This is a genomic window from Bacillus sp. FSL H8-0516 (genome assembly GCF_038635285.1).
Classification (GTDB): Bacteria; Bacillota; Bacilli; order Bacillales; family Bacillaceae; genus Bacillus; species Bacillus safensis.
Genome location: NZ_CP152051.1, coordinates 546,022 through 562,799, shown reverse-complemented (window position 1 = coordinate 562,799; position 16,778 = coordinate 546,022). Strand labels below are relative to the sequence as shown.

General features: G+C 40.5%; 18 protein-coding genes and 1 pseudogene. 6 read left to right on the top strand and 13 right to left on the bottom strand.

Annotation, left to right across the window (positions count from 1 at the left end; genetic code table 11):
* The first annotated feature begins 13 nt into the window (after window positions 1-13).
* On the top strand, window positions 14-487 hold the full coding sequence (locus tag MHB67_RS02745) for a GNAT family N-acetyltransferase (RefSeq protein ID WP_024427799.1): 474 nt from the start codon (window positions 14-16) through the stop codon (window positions 485-487).
* Here MHB67_RS02745 and MHB67_RS02740 read toward each other — a convergent pair.
* The 4 genes from MHB67_RS02740 to MHB67_RS02725 all read right to left on the bottom strand — a co-directional run bounded on the left by MHB67_RS02740 (window position 479) and on the right by MHB67_RS02725 (window position 4,457).
* Complete coding sequence (locus tag MHB67_RS02740; protein ID WP_342492764.1) at window positions 479-1,267, bottom strand: GNAT family N-acetyltransferase; 789 nt, start codon at window positions 1,265-1,267, stop codon at window positions 479-481. The two genes, MHB67_RS02745 and MHB67_RS02740, sit on opposite strands and share 9 nt — an antisense overlap.
* Window positions 1,268-1,456: 189 nt before the next feature.
* Window positions 1,457-2,485 (bottom strand): acyltransferase family protein, encoded by a 1,029-nt coding sequence (locus tag MHB67_RS02735; protein WP_103132692.1) that lies wholly within the window; start codon window positions 2,483-2,485, stop codon window positions 1,457-1,459.
* A gap of 138 nt (window positions 2,486-2,623) precedes the next feature.
* Window positions 2,624-3,820: an MFS transporter gene (locus MHB67_RS02730; RefSeq protein ID WP_103132691.1), complete on the bottom strand. Its 1,197-nt coding sequence runs from the start codon at window positions 3,818-3,820 to the stop codon at window positions 2,624-2,626.
* 31 nt (window positions 3,821-3,851) lie between these two features.
* The gene (locus MHB67_RS02725) at window positions 3,852-4,457 is read right to left on the bottom strand and encodes a TetR/AcrR family transcriptional regulator (protein ID WP_024427803.1); all 606 of its coding nucleotides are present in this window, start codon (window positions 4,455-4,457) and stop codon (window positions 3,852-3,854) included.
* Window positions 4,458-4,879: 422 nt separating this feature from the next.
* On the opposite strand from MHB67_RS02725, the gene MHB67_RS02720 reads away from it, so the two are divergent.
* A complete protein-coding gene (locus tag MHB67_RS02720; protein ID WP_044335122.1) occupies window positions 4,880-5,332 on the top strand; it encodes a helix-turn-helix domain-containing protein in 453 nt (150 codons plus the stop codon).
* Between the two features lie 56 nt (window positions 5,333-5,388).
* Window positions 5,389-6,282, top strand: a complete 894-nt coding sequence (locus MHB67_RS02715; RefSeq protein WP_044335120.1) for an alpha/beta hydrolase — start codon at window positions 5,389-5,391, stop codon at window positions 6,280-6,282.
* Window positions 6,283-6,317: 35 nt separating this feature from the next.
* Here MHB67_RS02715 and MHB67_RS02710 read toward each other — a convergent pair whose 3' ends face one another.
* The 7 genes and pseudogenes from MHB67_RS02710 to MHB67_RS02680 form a co-directional block, all read right to left on the bottom strand.
* Window positions 6,318-7,466, bottom strand: a complete 1,149-nt coding sequence (locus MHB67_RS02710; protein ID WP_044335118.1) for a type II asparaginase — start codon at window positions 7,464-7,466, stop codon at window positions 6,318-6,320.
* A gap of 642 nt (window positions 7,467-8,108) precedes the next feature.
* Entirely contained in the window at window positions 8,109-8,255 is a 147-nt protein-coding gene (locus tag MHB67_RS02705; protein ID WP_180992606.1) for a hypothetical protein, read from the bottom strand.
* An 85-nt stretch (window positions 8,256-8,340) separates the two neighbouring features.
* Entirely contained in the window at window positions 8,341-9,102 is a 762-nt protein-coding gene (locus tag MHB67_RS02700) for an SDR family NAD(P)-dependent oxidoreductase (RefSeq protein ID WP_103132688.1), read from the bottom strand.
* 167 nt (window positions 9,103-9,269) lie between these two features.
* Window positions 9,270-9,398 (bottom strand): annotated as a pseudogene (locus MHB67_RS02695) (MmcQ/YjbR family DNA-binding protein); the annotation flags it as partial.
* Window positions 9,399-9,500: 102 nt separating this feature from the next.
* Window positions 9,501-10,394, bottom strand: coding sequence for an alpha/beta hydrolase (locus MHB67_RS02690; protein WP_103132687.1), 894 nt, complete (start codon window positions 10,392-10,394; stop codon window positions 9,501-9,503).
* A gap of 193 nt (window positions 10,395-10,587) precedes the next feature.
* A complete protein-coding gene (locus tag MHB67_RS02685) occupies window positions 10,588-12,027 on the bottom strand; it encodes a DHA2 family efflux MFS transporter permease subunit (protein WP_034622733.1) in 1,440 nt (479 codons plus the stop codon).
* Between the two features lie 79 nt (window positions 12,028-12,106).
* The gene (locus MHB67_RS02680) at window positions 12,107-12,679 is read right to left on the bottom strand and encodes a TetR/AcrR family transcriptional regulator (protein ID WP_103132703.1); all 573 of its coding nucleotides are present in this window, start codon (window positions 12,677-12,679) and stop codon (window positions 12,107-12,109) included.
* Between the two features lie 205 nt (window positions 12,680-12,884).
* Here MHB67_RS02680 and MHB67_RS02675 point away from each other — a divergent pair, with 205 nt between their 5' ends.
* Window positions 12,885-13,595 (top strand): alpha/beta fold hydrolase, encoded by a 711-nt coding sequence (locus MHB67_RS02675; protein WP_103132686.1) that lies wholly within the window; start codon window positions 12,885-12,887, stop codon window positions 13,593-13,595.
* Between the two features lie 252 nt (window positions 13,596-13,847).
* Window positions 13,848-14,579 carry a glycoside hydrolase family 16 protein gene (locus MHB67_RS02670; protein WP_073203991.1) on the top strand — a complete coding sequence of 244 codons (732 nt, stop codon included), beginning with the start codon at window positions 13,848-13,850 and terminating at the stop codon, window positions 14,577-14,579.
* 43 nt (window positions 14,580-14,622) lie between these two features.
* On the opposite strand, the gene MHB67_RS02665 is transcribed toward MHB67_RS02670, so the two are convergent.
* Window positions 14,623-15,024: a MerR family transcriptional regulator gene (locus tag MHB67_RS02665; RefSeq protein WP_073203989.1), complete on the bottom strand. Its 402-nt coding sequence runs from the start codon at window positions 15,022-15,024 to the stop codon at window positions 14,623-14,625.
* Between the two features lie 195 nt (window positions 15,025-15,219).
* On the opposite strand from MHB67_RS02665, the gene MHB67_RS02660 reads away from it, so the two are divergent.
* On the top strand, window positions 15,220-16,269 hold the full coding sequence (locus MHB67_RS02660) for an NAD(P)-dependent alcohol dehydrogenase (protein WP_073203987.1): 1,050 nt from the start codon (window positions 15,220-15,222) through the stop codon (window positions 16,267-16,269).
* 121 nt (window positions 16,270-16,390) lie between these two features.
* Here MHB67_RS02660 and MHB67_RS02655 read toward each other — a convergent pair whose 3' ends face one another.
* Entirely contained in the window at window positions 16,391-16,774 is a 384-nt protein-coding gene (locus MHB67_RS02655; protein WP_073203983.1) for a hypothetical protein, read from the bottom strand.
* Window positions 16,775-16,778: the final 4 nt, after the last annotated feature.

The following is a 16,778-nucleotide window of genomic DNA, read 5'->3' as shown; positions in this document are numbered from 1 at the left end:
GGAGGTACTTCAAATGAACATTAGACCCATTGAGCAAAAAGACAACCCGTATATCGCAGCGATTATCCGCCAGTCACTAGAATCAGCGAATCTAGCGATTGAAGGAACAGCCTACACTGATCCCCAACTTGACCAGCTTTTCGAATACTATCAATCATTGACTCATGCAGCCTATTGGATTGCTGAAGAGCAGGGTGAGATTGTGGGCGGTGTAGGGATTGCTCCATTTACAAAGGGAGTATGTGAATTACAAAAGCTTTATTTAAGTCCAAAAGCACAAGGAAAAGGTGCGGGCAAAAAACTGATGGATACGGCGCTGGAATATGCCTCTACATACTACGAAGCGTGTTATTTAGAAACCCGCCGGGAATTAACAGCAGCTATAGGCCTTTATCAGCGATATGGCTTTTCTCTTCTTTCAGAACCGCTTGAAGGCTCTGAGCATTCTGCAATGGATGCTTGGTATCTCAAAACCTTCTCATCTTGAACCATAAAACAATCGATAGGTTTTGAGCCTCTGAAAGCCTAACTTCTCTGCCAGTTTGATTGAAGCTAGGTGATGGACATCGCAATCCCAATGCGGTGTCCTCTTTTTTTCAAGACAGGTGCTGATCATATGCTGAGCTGCCAGCAGCGCCAAACCTTTTCCGCGATAAGACTCATCTGTCCAAATATCTATCTCCGCACGATCCATACTTGAAAAAATAGAGACGCATTCACTGACCACGTTCTCTCTATCTAAAATGGCAATCCCGATTCCCTTTGATAGAAAACGAGCTGTTTCTCCCCAATAGGCTTCGTAATAGCTAGGAGGAAAAGTCCTGCTTGCAGTCATCACCTGCTCATTTGTCCGCTCTACTCTATAGCCTGGATGAGGCTGAGTGGCATGAGAATGTGCCTGTGGATAAACGTACGCATGTCTTTCCATCTCATTCAGATGTGACCCAAGACATTTTTTCATCATCGCATCTGTTAATGGATTTGCTGAAAATATGGTAAATCGGCCGTTTTGTCTTTTCTGCCTTTCGTACACATCCACAATGAAGACTGAGCAGCGTAACAGCTCCACTTCACTTCTTCCTGCAACATAATAAATGCCGCATGAAGCTTCGAGAAAATAAACAAGCGGCTGCTCTGCATTATCTACATAAAGATTTCCTTGGATAAAACCATCCATGACCGCATCTACAAACACTGGATATGCCGGATCGATCTGCCGAATTCCTTTTTTCATTGATGGTGTCTTTTGCTGCCTCAATAGATGCACGATGCTCCCTCCTATCCTTCCATTATAAAGAAAAAGCAGCTGACATAGAGAATTCTTTGCCAAAAAAGGGATTTTGCATCAAAGGCGTAATTTTTTTAAAAAAGAGACCTCATTTAAAAGGTCTCTTACATTCTGGATGATATTATTCTACTCATGCTTCTTCTGTCACTTTCCCCTTCCATATCAGGGTTAAGCGACTGTTTTTCGTCTCGTTCTGTTGATTTTACCGACAAACATATAGCCATATTTATAATGATTCGCTAACCATGACAATAGGATAGATCCAGCAATTGCTAGTGCTGATATTATGATTGTCCCTACAAAGAATGGATAATCTTTTAATTGTCCCCATAGCAACACAGAGATACCTAGAAAATACCCGTGAAGCAAATAGATGGTGAATGAATATTGACTAATGACAGCTACGAAAGGTGGAACGCTTTTCACTTTAGAAAACAAGAGAAAACATAAGAAGACAATACTGATTGTATAAAGAACAACGTCTGGCCTCTTAGAAGAAGGCTCGAAAAAGCCTACATATGAATTGCTTAGAAGGGTCGCTGCGGAAATCAAAACAAGTCCATACACGGCATACTTAAAACGATGAAGTCTTGTGATAAACTGCTGATAATTCACTCCACAATAATAGGCTAAACAAAAATAGAATAACCACCCTGGAAATGGAATCCATTCTAAGCCAAACATTGGATTAGGTAATTGAGGTTGTGGGATTTTGACGAGGTTCATGACACTTAAATAACCAACTGTGATGATAAAGGAGATCGGCAATACCCATTTGGCTGAGGTACGCTTAGCAATTTTGTGAAAAAACATATGCAAAAAGTAAAATTGAAAAATAATCAGAACAAAATAACCAATATAATTTCCCAATAAGACATTTGCTGAAGCTCTTTTAAAAAAGTCAGCTGCCCCTCCATTTAACGATGCCGAATGCATAAATCCATCGACAATCCCAATAAATACAAATGGGAAAAAGATGGCTTTCACTCTCTTCCACATAAATCCTTTAGGTGTACGATTTGGATAAGCATGCGCCAATAAAAACTCAGAAATGAAAATAAAACTCGGTGTACTGAACATGAGTAGTGCTACAAGAATCGATGATGATTGAGGACTAGATAAAATGGCTATTGCATGAATGAGCACAACACTCAAACACGAGATACACCGAATAAAAAAAATCTCTTTAATTTGCATTGAAAATCCTCCTCCTGTATTTGGTAAAACATGTATTAGATTAACATGAATAACACCTTATCAACAGGGCCCTTGTGATTATTTTCAAAAATCTATCCAAAAGGAACAAAAAAAAGAGCCCTAGTTAGAGCCCCTAATCTAATCAGATTCAACCGTTGCCTTCCCTTTCCAAATAAGGGTTAAGCCTAATCCAAGAAATAAGACAACACCTGCGAATAAAAATGGGAAATGAATATTTTGATCGAATAAAATGCCGCCAAGTGCCGGCCCGAAAATCGTACCTAGGCTTGTGTAGGTAGAGTTCATCCCTGCGACAAATCCTTGCTGGTTGCCAGCGATTTTGGATAAGAAGGTCGTTAATGCTGGACGCAATAAATCAAACGCAAGGAAAATGACACATGTGACAATCAGAACAACCAAAAAGCCTGAAACAACGGTTGAAACGAAAGCAAGGACAGCCCCGATAATCAGACATAGCTGAATGACTCTTTTTTCTCCTAGGGTATTTACCAGTTTACCAAACACAAGTACTTGGATGATGACTGCCACAATCGAACTGACGGTAATGATGACGGCAATATCTTTTGGACCAAATCCAAACTTATGATTTGTGAACAAGCTAAAGACTGTTTCATATGCAGATAGTCCAAATGCGAGGACAAACACAATGATAAAGGCGATGAGGTAGCTTGGATGAATTGATTTTTTCAAATCTTTAAAGAAAGTCGATTCTTTCACTTCATTCATTTGCTTCTCTCGCTCTTCTTTTGTTAAAGGCTCCTTCAGCATAAACATAGACGAAATGACGGCAATAAACGCAATTCCTGCCGCAAAGAAGAATGGCAGGCGTACGCCGTATTCTGCTATAAACCCGCCAATTCCCGGGCCGATGATAAAACCGGTACTAATGGCCGCAGAGACATAGCCCATCGCCTTTGATCTTTCTTGAACGGTCGTAATATCTGCGACATATGCAGTGACAGCCGGCATAATAAATGCCGCACTAATACCGCCTAGAAGCCTTGCAACATACAGGACGTACACGTGTGTTCCAAGACCAAAAACGAGTTCTGATAACGCGAATAGAAACAGCCCAGACACAATCATAATCTTTCTTCCGTAGCGGTCTACCCATCTCCCTGCAATAGGTGATGCGATGAGCTGGGCAACGGCAAACGCCGCCACAAGGTATCCCATCGTACTCCCTGTTAGATGCATGACATTCATGAATAGCGGCATGACAGGAATAATGAGACCAATGCCTAAAAACGCAATAAATATATTACTTAATAAAATCACGAGTACTGCTTTTTGCTCACGAATCGGTTTTTGCATGATGTTTGTTTCCCCTTTACTGACTCACTTGTTACTCATGATGGTTGATTCCGTGAATAAACAATGAGATCGCCTCTTTTTGTAACTCTTTCTTCTGCTCAATGGTGTCATTTTTATATAACACGTCTAATCCATAAAAAACGGAAAGTAATATTTTCACTTTTGACTCCACATGCTGGATCGACCAGCTGCCATCTTTGTTTCCTTCAAGTAAGATATCTCTCATCACATCATCAAAATCGACATCAATCTTGTTCAGCCGCTCCATGACTTCGTCTGATGTAAAAGCACTGGCACAAAATTCCTCACTCGCTCTCATTAATGGGTAGTTAATGCCCATTTGACTGAGCATCTCTGCAAATGCAGCGAGCTTATCGACAGCCCGGTGCTGTGTTTTTTTCTCCTCATGCCATGTTTCCATCATCAAACGGTGATCCTCTTCCATAATATGAAGAAACAAAAACTCTTTTCCTTTGAAATGATGATAGAGATTGCCTTTACTCACCTCAGCAGCCTCTAAAATATCGCGCACGGATGTTTCTGAATATCCTTTTTTCGCAAATAAATCACGAGAAGCGGTGACGATTTTTTGCTTCGTCTTCTCACTCTTTCCAGCCCCGCTTTGTGTACTTGTCATGTGTCACAATCCCTTTCTACCCTGCATTTCTTCATACGAACAAAATAAAACCGACCAGTTGGTTTATTTTTTTATTATAAATGGTTTTTCCTCATAATACAATGAAAAAGGCATTGGACTTCATAAGGAGTGATTCATGTGAAAACTAACAGAACAGTCATTTGTGCTATCACCAAAAAGGACTTATACGTATTTTTCTTCTGCGACCTTTTCATGGCTACTTTGGCGTACTACGTGTTCAAATTCAAGCCAACGACATTTTATGAATGTGCGGGAATCATGGGAAGTATTCTTTGTCCCTTTTTGATGAAAAAGTGGATATACCGGTGATCTCCCTTTCAAGTATATCCGTCATTCATTTAACTTTTCTTTATATTTAACTTCACTTAAATATCAAGATTGCCTATAATAGAAGAGAGGTGATGTCATTGGATGAGGAAATCATTCATTACGGTAAAAAGATCATTGAATACTCGAATGCACTAGGCTCAATTTATGTAGAAGAGTATCAGCGATTTTTAAAACATGAGTATGCAGATTTATCAGCCAAACAAGAGCTGACACTTGAGCTGCTGCGCACGAAAACGAGAACAATCAATGAATTAGCTGATTACTTTTCGATTTCTGCCAGCGCAGCTAGCCAGCTTGTATCAAAGCTTGAGAAGCTCGGCTATGTCAAACGAGAAATTAATCCACATAACCGAAGAGAAATCATTGTTGATTTTGCTCAAAAGGGCCATGACTATCACAAGAATACGGAAGACATTCAACTGCACCTTATACAAAAATATTATGCAAAACTTCCAAAAGAAGATTTAAAAACATTACTATCTCTACACGAAAAAATCTATCAGATTGCAAAAGAAGCGCCTTAATACGGTGTTTCTCTCATCATCATTTAAGTTATCTAAACTATTAAGGGGATGAAAATATGCAAAGCATTCATTTACAAGATGGCCGGTACATCGGTTTGACTCAATACGGTGATCTTGAAGGGTTTCCAGTATTCTTTTTTCATGGGACACCTGGATCAAGAGTGATGTTTTTAGATGATGATCCAATCTCTCAAGAACTCGGCATTCGTCTCATCTGTTTGGATCGACCTGGATTTGGTTTATCCACCCCTCTACCTGACCGTACAATTTTAGATTGGGCAAAAGACGTGCTGGAAGTGGCAGATGATCTTGGCATTCAACATTTTTCAGTGATGGGTGTATCTGGAGGCGGTGCATTCGCAGCTGGTTGTGCCTATCAATTGCCGAATCGCATCCTTTCAGCCGCTCTGATCTCAAGTACAACCCCTTTTCAGAACGGGAAAACTCCTAAAGCTATGCTGAAAGAAAACAAATTGGCTTTTTTCCTTAGTAAGAAGTTTCCTTGGCTATTGAAAGCAAGCTATCGTTCCCAGAAGAAAATGATTGAGAACAAACCAGAGAAATTTAAGAATCTGGCCAAAAACGGGAACAAGCATTTACATCCGTGGGATCGGCAATTCCTTCAAACCGATGAGCAGTTAGAGATGATGATGACACATTTATACGAAGCGACTCGTCAATCGGTGGATGAATGTATTCGTGAACCCATTTTACTCTCGAAACCATGGGCATTCGCTATGAAAGATATTCAAATCCCTGTTGATGTCTGGCACGGAAAAGAAGATTCAATGGCTCCATTTGTAGAAATAGAAAAAATAGCTCAGGCGATTCCAAACGTCAAAACCCATTATATAGATCAAGCAGGGCACTTTCTTATTGATGTAGACGATATTTGGCGACATATTTTACTCTCTTTAAAGGAGCGTGCTGAACATCAGGAACATGCATAAAAAAAGACCCAATATGACTTGGGTCTTTTTCTTCATTAATATTGTTCATAATACCTCTGCACTTTATCTGGATCTTTTGTCTTCGTTAGTGCCAGCATGAGCAGAATACGTGCTTTTTGCGGGTTTAATGAATCAGACGACACAAAGTGATGTTCATCATCCGTTTTTTCGTGGGTGACAATCCCATTACCTGTACGGCTTGATCGCACGAGAACCACATCTTTTTTCACTGCATCTGCTGCTCCTTTGATGGCTTCTGTTGACATCGTTCCATTTCCTGCTGCGGCTACAACAATCCCTTTCGCACCTGCTTTTACTGCTGCATCATACATATATTTTTGATCATTTTGATAGCCGTATAAAATATCGACTTGTGGCAATTCTTTTATCTTCGATACATCAAAATCGCTTTCAGTTGTATGTTTTCTTGTCGGTTCGTTATAAAAGGACACCACTTCACCAGTAACTACTCCGATGTATCCTTGCTCAAGTGACTTGAAGGCATCGGTTGTGGTCGTGTTTGCTTTCGTAATAAATCGAGCCGAAGCAATTCGATCATTTAATGTGACCATGACCCCCTTGCCCTTTGCTTCTTTGGTAGATGCAATTTTCACCGCATGATACAAGTTAAGCGGGCCATCTGCACTGATAGCCGATGCCGGTCTCATTGAGCCAACGACCACAACAGGCTTATCACTTTTGACAACCAGATGTAAAAAGTAAGCTGTTTCTTCAAGTGTATCTGTTCCATGCGTGATGACAATGCCATCTACTTGATCATCTTTTAATAGTTCATTCACTCGCTTGGCTAATTTTAAAAGAAGAGCATCATCAACATTTTCACTTCCAACATTCGCTACCTGCTCACCCGTGACATTTGCAATATCCTTCAGCTGTGGAACTGAAGCGATGACTTTATCGATGCCAAGTGCACCAGATTTATAGCCCGTCGTATCTGTATCACTGTCTGAACTGCCAGCAATCGTCCCCCCTGTGGCTAATACCTTAATATTTGATAAGGACTTATTCCCTGTTTCAACTGCTTTGTTTTTCTCTTTTGTTTCATTGGATACGTTTTCTTTTTCGCTTTGAGTATTCTCTTGAGTGCCTGTGTTCGCACAGGCTGCTGTCACCAGTAATAAAACAGAAAGAAGGACAGCACCTAACCATTTTGTCATGTTCATTGGATCATCTCTTTTCCTCATTTGATGGATTTCATGGCTAAATCTCTTTCTATAGGCTTTACTTTATACCATACCTTCATTCATCGACATGAGGCCAAAGATATAGAACCAAATAAAGGTAAAAAGGGCGTTATATTAATGATTTATTCAATTCTTATTACCTAATTTTGCTGTAATTAAGTTGAGTATTGAAGGTGGCGTATTTTAAAAATAACCGACGCTTGATAATGAATTTATGATAAAATATAGTAAATTTTACAAAAAAGGAGTATACATTTTGCATTCGCTTCAACCCTTTTACAAAATCCTAATCACACTATTCATCAGCTCTATTTTACTCGGCTTGTTTGTCTGCTTATTTCCACCTATTCAAGCTGAGCCTGCGTTTCTGATATTTTATATTCCTATCTTTTTTGTTTTTTATTTCGTCTTTGCGGTTCCTTTGCAGTTATTGTTTTCTTTGCAGCCAAAGGCTTTCCATCCTCTTTATTTAGCTGCGTATTTACTGATAGCAATGGTTGTTATGCTCTTTTTTATTGATGGAATTGGGAGTAAGGCGTCTTTACCCATCATCATCATGAGCAGTCTTATCTACTGGACTTGTGATTCTTTGTTTTATCAAAGAATGCATGAAAAAAACACCTAACGCGAAGGTGTTTTTTTCATTAGTTTCTTTAAAGCATTTTTCTCATCTAATCGGTATCCATTTTGAGCGATCTTCCTAGGACGTACAAAATCCTGTTCTGTATAGTAATGAAGGGCAATTTTGTGATGCTTCATCGCCTTCACTTGTTACATTCCTCCTATGCTTGACCACACAGTCAATCACACCATAAAAAAATCACTGAGGATATCTCCCTCAGTGATGGAATCTTTATTTCATAACTGTACCAGCATGTGAAAAGATCGGATCTTTTAATTCAAATTCGAATGTCTTTCCGTCCACAATACCGACTGTTTTTTCACTGTCATAAAGCTCAAGCATACAAGCTGCCATTTCTTTGGATGTATGATATTTCTTGAAATTGCCTTCATATTCAAATTCGTCAACATCCAATGAACGCTTTGCAAATTCTGATTCTGTCGCGGATGGCGCTAATACTTTTGCCTGTAATTTGGCTCCTTTTCCTTTCAACTCTAGGGCCAGCCCTTCTGTAAAGGCGCTCACGTAAAACTTCGTTGCTGAATAGGTGACCGCATTGCCGACGACTGTATAGCCGGCTCGTGAAGAAATGTTAATGAGCTGCGCTCCCTCTACTTGCTCATAATCACGAACAAATAGGGTGGATAGAATCGTTAATGCTTCGATATTCAGATGAAGCATATCCCCAATTTTACTTAAATCTTGTTCTCCTATAGAGCCAAAGTGACCAAACCCTGCATTATTTATAAACGTATCCAGCTCATAATCTGACAATGACTCATAAAATGAATACACTTGCTCTATGTTTGTTAAATCGACTGACTGTATGACTACTTTGATATCGGGATATTGATCATGAATCTTCTTCTTCAATTCTTGGAGTTTATCAAGCCGGCGTGCAGCTAATATAAGATTTTTCCCTCGTGCTGCAAAGGCGAGAGCCGCCTCATATCCAATACCTGAGCTTGCTCCTGTAATGACTGTATAGCCCATTTTATATCCCCCTATTCGTGTCTTCTAACTGGTTAAATTATAACGACAGCGTTTCGCTCAAGTCAATTTTGAAGAGAGTCAAAGGGCATTATGTCTAACTGAGATACAGCTCCTCAGTCACTTCCTTTTGAATGATTTTGGAGGATGTCATGCTGAGATTTTTTTGTTCATTTTTGAAAAACCAATTGATAGGAATGTTCAATTAACTCCACTACAAATGAGGATGGAATGTCTGCATCAAGGTAAATGGAATTTCAATGAGTCTTATTCATATAGTAGCCAGGGATAATTCCTTGAGGAAAGATATCTGACCCTTTTTACATTCACTTTTCTTTTTCAGAAACAGTAATAAAAGCACAGGCCCATTGTCTCCTGTGCTTTTGAATCACTCTGCTTTTTTATTCAAACGCTTTCTTTAATTGATCCCCCATCAGATGCCAAGCCTCTTCAGCTATGGCTAAATCTCCGGCGTGCGTGAAGCCGTGTGGAACGCCTTTAAATTGTCTGGACGTGACGTCTACTCCAGCTTCTTTTAACTTGGCAGCATATTGCTCGGCTTCTTCAGCCAGCGAATCCCTCTCTGCTGTGATGACGAGAGCTGGAGGCATTTGTGCTAAGGATGAACGATCTGCAAAAACCGGAGAAACGAGCGGATTGTGCGGATCTTGGCCTTGCAGATAGAAGGAATTAAAGAGTCTCGCCAATTCAACTGGGATCGCTTCTTCAAACGCTGGTTTTTGTGCTGGATCAGTGGCAAGATCAAGCGGCGGATAATCAAGCACTTGATAGGCAATTGGGAGTGTATTTCCTTTTTGAATATTCAATAGACAAGCAGCCGTTGCCAAATTTCCTCCTGCGCTATGTCCACCAATGGCTAATGCATTCCGATCGATTTGAAGCTCATCAGGATGTTCATACAGCCACTTCAGTACATCGTAGCATTCATGAAGAGCGGCTGGGAAAGGGTGCTCGGGTGCAAGCTGATACTCGACATTGACAACGATACATTGCGCTCGGTCTGCAATGACTGGACACCATGGATTATCCATTTCAGCACTGCCCATGATAAATCCGCCGCCATGTAAATTCACAAAAACAGGAAGAAGCTGTTTGGATGCGTTCACTGGCTTAAATACCCACACCTTTGTTTCGCCAGCACTTGTTGGAATATCATATTCCATTTTGTTCACTTCAGGAGGATGTACTGGCTTTAGTTCCGATTGACTCGCTAATGAATCTTCAGATGGCTGGCGTAATGAAGCAGCGATTTTGATTTGTTCTTCTAAGTTCATGATCTCAGACTCCTATCTTATTCATTTCTTAGTTACTCATTCGTTTCCTTTTCCTCTTTTCCTCCTACTGAATCAGCAGCAATTTTCATTGGTTCACTTTTTACCTATCTCCCCGTTTTCTCTCTCTTTGAAACAAGCATTGAGCAAATAAAAAAGCACTGTGGCGCTATGTCCACAGTGCTTTTCATTTCTCTTATGATACTTGCTGTTCTACCTTCACTCGTTTAATGAAGAAGGCAATAATCAAACCGATGATCGTCATGATCACCGCAAAGATAAATGCATGCTGGACGCCATTTGTAAAGGCGAGCAGCTGATTCATCGGATTTGCGGGATCAGACACATTTTCCATAAAGCTGCGGGCTCCTGATGAAAGGATCGAGATACCGATCGCAGTACCAATGGCTCCTGCCACCTGCTGCAATGTATTCATAATCGCTGTACCATGCGGATATAGCTCTGGCGGCAGCTGATTCAATCCATTTGTTTGAGCAGGCATCATGATCATCGCAATTCCGATCATTAATGTAATATGAAGGGTTACAATGAATCCAATCGACGTATTCACACTTAGATTCGTAAAGCCAAACATCGTCGCTGCGACAATGACAAGACCTGGAATGACAAGCCATTTTGGACCAAACTTATCAAATAGACCACCCATGATTGGGGATAGCAGTCCGTTGATAATTCCACCTGGCAATAGCATTAAACCTGCTGTAAATGTAGAAAGCGCCAAGGACGTTTGCAGATACAATGGCAAAATCATCATAGCAGACAGCATCACCATCATACACACTAAAATCAAAAGTAACCCAATGACAAACATCGGATATTTAAACGGGCTTAAGTTCAGCATTGGTTCTTTCATGTTCAACTGTCTTAAGGAGAACACGAGAATCCCTATGACACCAACTACGATTGCAACGATGACATGCATACTGCTCCAGCCGCCGCCTTCTCCGGCACTGCTAAAGCCATACACAATTCCGCCGAAACCAATGGTTGAAAGCACAATTGATAAGATGTCGATTTTCGGTCTTGTTGGTTCTGTAATATTTTGCATAAAGATATAACCAAATACGAGTGCAGCAATCAATAAAGGAAGTGAAATCCAGAAAATCCAATGCCACGTCAGCGATTTCAGAATAAGACCAGAGACGGTTGGACCGACAGCTGGTGCAAACATGATCACAAGACCAATAATCCCCATTGATCGGCCTCGTTTATGAGGCGGGATGATGACCAAAATCGTATTAAACATCAATGGCAGAAGCAATGCTGTGCCGACTGCCTGCACAACACGTGCTACCATTAAAATACTAAAGACCGGCGCAACCGCCGCAATAAATGTTCCGATAATTGAAAAGACGAGCGATGTAATGAAAAGCTGTCTTGTCGTAAACCATTGAAGAATGAGTCCTGAAATCGGTACGAGAATACCAAGTGTTAATAAATATCCTGTTGTCAGCCACTGAGCAGTCGTCGCTTCAATTCCAAAGTCTAACGTTAAACTTCTCAGCGCCATGTTTAATGCCGTTTCACTGAACAGGCCAATAAATCCAGCCGTGATAAAAGAAATAATAATGGGCAGCGTTCGAATTTCAGAAGCTGCTGCTTTCTGTTTGTTCATATTAAGTTGGCTCCTTTTCTTTTTCAATTTAGATGAACCTTAGGAAGTCAGGGTGGTCAGAAATGAGCCACTTTCATGTCTATTGAAAGACGGATAAAATCTGTTTTTCTGCAGCAAATTGAGCAATTTTTTCGATTGAATAGCCAGATTCATGTATATAAAACATGAGCTCAGGCGTCATTGGAGAGGACATACATAACGTTGTCAGTTCTATATCCTGTATGTTTGCTTCTCCCTTTTCTCTCGCTTCCTCAAGCAAATCACGAATGATTTGTCTAAGTGATTGACTGTAATGACTCTCATATACTTTACTTGTCTGCTCTAAATTCCCAGAGATTGTGAGCATCCGAATCCAGTCTAGATGGTGACCGACGATCAGATGAATTTCTTCGAGAACATAGCGCAAACGTTCACGAACCGGCTGATCACTTATTTTGCTCAAGTAAAGATACAAAGCTGGGATCAGCTGTTCAAATCTCTCCCCAAGGATAGAAAGGCACAAATCACTTTTATTGGCGTAGCGGCGGTATAAAGTGCCCTGCCCAACACCAGCTGTTTTCGCAATTTTATGCATGCTAACATTTTCTACACCAAATTCTTGAAACAAGGAGAATGCGATCTCTTCAATTTCCTCCCCAATATCCTTTTCCACCATGCTCACCTTCTTTACCTTCATCCACATTGCACGTATCTCTATGTGTAAATCAAATTTCTTTGCTTCTCTTTAGGACAATTGTAACGGTATTATCTTACGGACAACTGTCCGCTTTGTCAATCATTCTTTTTTAATCGATATCATTTGACTGGATCTCTAAGTGTAACTATAATAGTTACATCAAACAATAGAGGTGATCTCATTGAATACATTCCTATTCGTTCATGGTGCATTTCAAGGTGGCTGGTGCTGGGACCAAATAACACCTGCTCTTCAACAAAAAGGTCATAAAGTAGTTGCTATTGATTTACCTGGCAGCGGCGAAGATGTTACGCCTCCACAGGACGTATCACTAAAAAGCTATGTAAAAAAAGTTGTTTCAGCAATTGAAAAAATAGACCAGCCTGTCATTTTAGTAGGACACAGTATGAGCGGAATGGTCATATCACAAGCAGCAGAGGAAATACCAGAGAAGATCAAAAAACTTGTATATGTCTGCGCCTTTGTCCCAGAGAATGGACAAGCCGTCAGTGATATTGCATCAGGTGGTCCTAAAGCAGCGTTGAACGAAAAGGATCAGACCCTTACATTAATAGAAGAATTCATTGCAGAGAATATGCTCAACGAAAGTTCGGAGGAAGATCTGCGATTGTTCAAAAGGAATATACGCCCACAGCCTGTTCAGCCTTTTGAAGATAAGGTCTCTCTAACAAATATACGCTTTAGACATGTGCCTAGCGTATATATTGAAACAACAAAAGACCGCTCCATTCCGATTGACTTGCAAAGACAGATGTATGCCACTAGATCTTTTGAGCGTATTTATACCCTTGATGCTGATCATTTTCCGTTCTATTCTAGGAAAAAAGAACTCGTGGGCTGTTTATTAGATATTGCAGCTACAGAAAAATAGTAAACAGCATACGAAAAGATTTTTTCGGTAGCTGATCAAAAAAGAAAACACATATATAAAGGATTAAAAACCCAACCATCACTACTGGTGTTTTTTGATCCTTTTCTATTGATACTTCATTTCCCAAGAATAAGGGAAGATTCTAGCAACCTCTCCTGCTTAATATCAGAAATTAGACCGATTTTCCATTTTAACAGAATCATGTATGATCTATTAAGAAAGCGCTTCCAAAAAGGAGAGGAGAATGCTTATATGTCTTATCATGTAAAACGAATGTTGATGCTGGTTGTCACTGGATTAGTCTTGAGTTTAACCACATTTACTGCGGGTGCCTCGGCACAAACGGGTGGATCGTTTTATGAACCTTTTAACAACTATAATACGGGGTTATGGCAAAAAGCCGATGGATACTCGAATGGAAACATGTTTAACTGTACGTGGCGTGCAAATAACGTGTCGATGACCTCATCAGGTGAAATGCGTTTATCACTCACAAGTCCCGCCTATAACAAGTTTGACTGCGGAGAAAACCGCTCCGTTCAAACGTACGGCTATGGGCTATATGAAGTCAACATGAAGCCCGCCAAAAATGTGGGGATCGTCTCTTCTTTCTTCACTTATACGGGACCGACTGATGGCACGCCTTGGGATGAGATTGACATTGAATTTCTAGGAAAAGACACGACAAAGGTACAGTTTAACTACTATACCAATGGTGTAGGAAATCATGAAAAGATCGTCAACCTTGGTTTCGATGCAGCGAACTCTTATCACACGTATGCATTTGACTGGCAGCCAAACTCTATCAAATGGTATGTCGATGGACAATTAAAACATACCGCCACCACTCAAATTCCTCAAACACCAGGGAAAATTATGATGAACCTGTGGAATGGTGCAGGTGTCGATGAATGGCTCGGCTCCTACAACGGTGTTACCCCGCTCCACGCACATTATAACTGGGTGCGTTACACAAAAAGATAACTCTATCAAAAAAACCTGTGACTTGTCACAGGTTTTTCTTCGTTTAATTAGAATGAGTTTTCAGCCGATGAGCGAGTTTTTTCTCATGATTGTGGATAATATCTTCATAACTTTCTATTTTGAAATCCAATCGTTTAATGGTCTCTTCGATTTCCTTTTGTTTTTGGACGAGTCTTTCTCGTTCATTGACCAAAATGTTTTTTCGCGAAGATAACGTATGATCATTATCCTCAAAAAATAAGGCTGTATATTCTCTAAGCGCATCAATTGAGAGCCCTGCATTTCTCATACACTTGATAAATTCAATCCATTGAAGATCATCCTCTGTATAATCACGAATCCCATGATCGTCACGTTTGATTTCCCTAATCAAACCAATATTTTCGTAATATCTCAGTGTCGCAGTGGATAAATCGAGCTGTTTGGCTGCTTGTGCTATTTTCATTGTGCCCTCCCTCTTTCTCTTACCTTCCGATCTCCCTTTCCTCATCATCTCCATTATAAAAAAGAAAGCAAGATGCTTTTGGCTCAATTCTTTTATTAAAAGCCTGAAGAGGGTGTTCTATTGACTTAGAGTTCACTTTAAGACGTACAGTATAGAGGAAAGAATCGTATCTTATTTTTGAAAGGATGATCAAGAATGTGTCAGACGCACCAATCAAACGTTTTAAGTGTATCACACGCCAAAGCAAACTTTGAACGAACGACCATTGAACGAAGAGCGCTTCGTCCACATGATATTTTAATTGATATTCAATTTAGCGGGATCTGTCATTCAGATATCCACAGCGCTTTTGATGAATGGGGCGGCGGCATTTTCCCGATGGTTCCAGGTCATGAGATTACTGGGGTCGTTGCAGCTGTAGGAGATGATGTGACGAAGTTTCAGATCGGAGACCGTGTAGGCGTTGGCTGCTTTGTGGATTCCTGCGGCACCTGTGAATATTGTCAAAATGGAGACGAGCAGTATTGCACAAAAGGGGTCGTCCAAACGTATAACAGCCGTGACTATGACGGGAACCCGACTTATGGCGGCTACAGTCAAAAAATTGTCGTGACTGAACGATTTGTCGTCAGCATTCCTGATCAACTGCCCCTTGATGCCGCAAGCCCTCTTCTCTGTGCTGGCATTACAACTTATTCTCCATTAAAGCACTGGAAGGCAGGCCCTGGCAAAAAAGTTGCTATCGTCGGAATGGGCGGGCTCGGCCATGTTGCTATTCAATTCGCGAGTGCTCTAGGCGCTGAAGTGACGGTATTGAGCCGCTCTTTGAATAAAAAAGAAGAGGCCCTGTCATTTGGTGCAAAAGACTATTTTGCTACAAGTGATCCTGAAACGTTTCAGACACTAGCCGGTCAGTACGACCTTATTCTCAATACGGTCTCTGCCAACATTAATGTGGATGCCTATTTGTCCTTACTCCGTGTAGATGGAACCTTGGTGAACGTCGGTGCACCGCCTAAGCCGGATCAATTCCACGTCTTTTCATTAATTTCCGGCCGCCGCAGCATTGCTGGTTCACTCGTTGGCGGCATCCAAGAAACACAAGAAATGCTCGATTTCGCAGCTGCTCACAACATCGCACCACAAATTGAAGTCATCAATGCGAATCAAGTTGATGAAGCGTATGAACGAGTGCTGAAAAGTGATGTTCGTTACCGGTTTGTGATTGATATTTCGACGTTGTGATTGATATTCTTTGAAATGGCAGTATTTTATTACTTTATGACTGACCGAAGGGAATTCTATGATTTTTGATCAAACGTAAAAAAGCCACTTCTCTATTGAGTCGTGGCTTTTTTATGGATCGCTATATGCTAACTTCTTTTTCTTTATGATGACCTCGCATAAATGTAACAACCATACTGGACAAGCTAACCAAAAAACCTAAAATGGAAATCAAAATAGTCATTCCCCCGTTTGGAATAAAAAAGCCTATAGGGATTAAGACAAGGAATGAGAACACAATAAAACATTGATAGATTCCAGATATCACCCTAACCACAATATGGTCAAAAAACGACATCACCAAAGGAGGAATAAATAAGAAAACCACCACCCCTACTGACAGCATAAATGGTAATGGGTCATCTAATGAAATCGTGTTCCTACCCGGTGAATCCTTTGCGGCGATAAACAATACTGCAATCGCCATGAGGAGCGTTGAAAAAATAAATAAGAATCGTTTTAGCATTTCA

Coding starts and splice junctions, on each gene's coding strand:
- MHB67_RS02725 (WP_024427803.1), bottom strand. CDS start 4,457: ATGACAAGTACACAAAGCGGGGCTGGAAAGAGTGAGAAGACGAAGCAA.
- MHB67_RS02720 (WP_044335122.1), top strand. CDS start 4,880: ATGTCATTGGATGAGGAAATCATTCATTACGGTAAAAAGATCATTGAA.
- MHB67_RS02660 (WP_073203987.1), top strand. CDS start 15,220: ATGTGTCAGACGCACCAATCAAACGTTTTAAGTGTATCACACGCCAAA.
- MHB67_RS02690 (WP_103132687.1), bottom strand. CDS start 10,394: ATGAACTTAGAAGAACAAATCAAAATCGCTGCTTCATTACGCCAGCCA.
- MHB67_RS02710 (WP_044335118.1), bottom strand. CDS start 7,466: ATGAACATGACAAAATGGTTAGGTGCTGTCCTTCTTTCTGTTTTATTA.
- MHB67_RS02745 (WP_024427799.1), top strand. CDS start 14: ATGAACATTAGACCCATTGAGCAAAAAGACAACCCGTATATCGCAGCG.
- MHB67_RS02730 (WP_103132691.1), bottom strand. CDS start 3,820: ATGCAAAAACCGATTCGTGAGCAAAAAGCAGTACTCGTGATTTTATTA.
- MHB67_RS02665 (WP_073203989.1), bottom strand. CDS start 15,024: ATGAAAATAGCACAAGCAGCCAAACAGCTCGATTTATCCACTGCGACA.
- MHB67_RS02735 (WP_103132692.1), bottom strand. CDS start 2,485: ATGCAAATTAAAGAGATTTTTTTTATTCGGTGTATCTCGTGTTTGAGT.
- MHB67_RS02715 (WP_044335120.1), top strand. CDS start 5,389: ATGCAAAGCATTCATTTACAAGATGGCCGGTACATCGGTTTGACTCAA.
- MHB67_RS02685 (WP_034622733.1), bottom strand. CDS start 12,027: ATGAACAAACAGAAAGCAGCAGCTTCTGAAATTCGAACGCTGCCCATT.
- MHB67_RS02670 (WP_073203991.1), top strand. CDS start 13,848: ATGTCTTATCATGTAAAACGAATGTTGATGCTGGTTGTCACTGGATTA.
- MHB67_RS02700 (WP_103132688.1), bottom strand. CDS start 9,102: ATGGGCTATACAGTCATTACAGGAGCAAGCTCAGGTATTGGATATGAG.
- MHB67_RS02655 (WP_073203983.1), bottom strand. CDS start 16,774: ATGCTAAAACGATTCTTATTTATTTTTTCAACGCTCCTCATGGCGATT.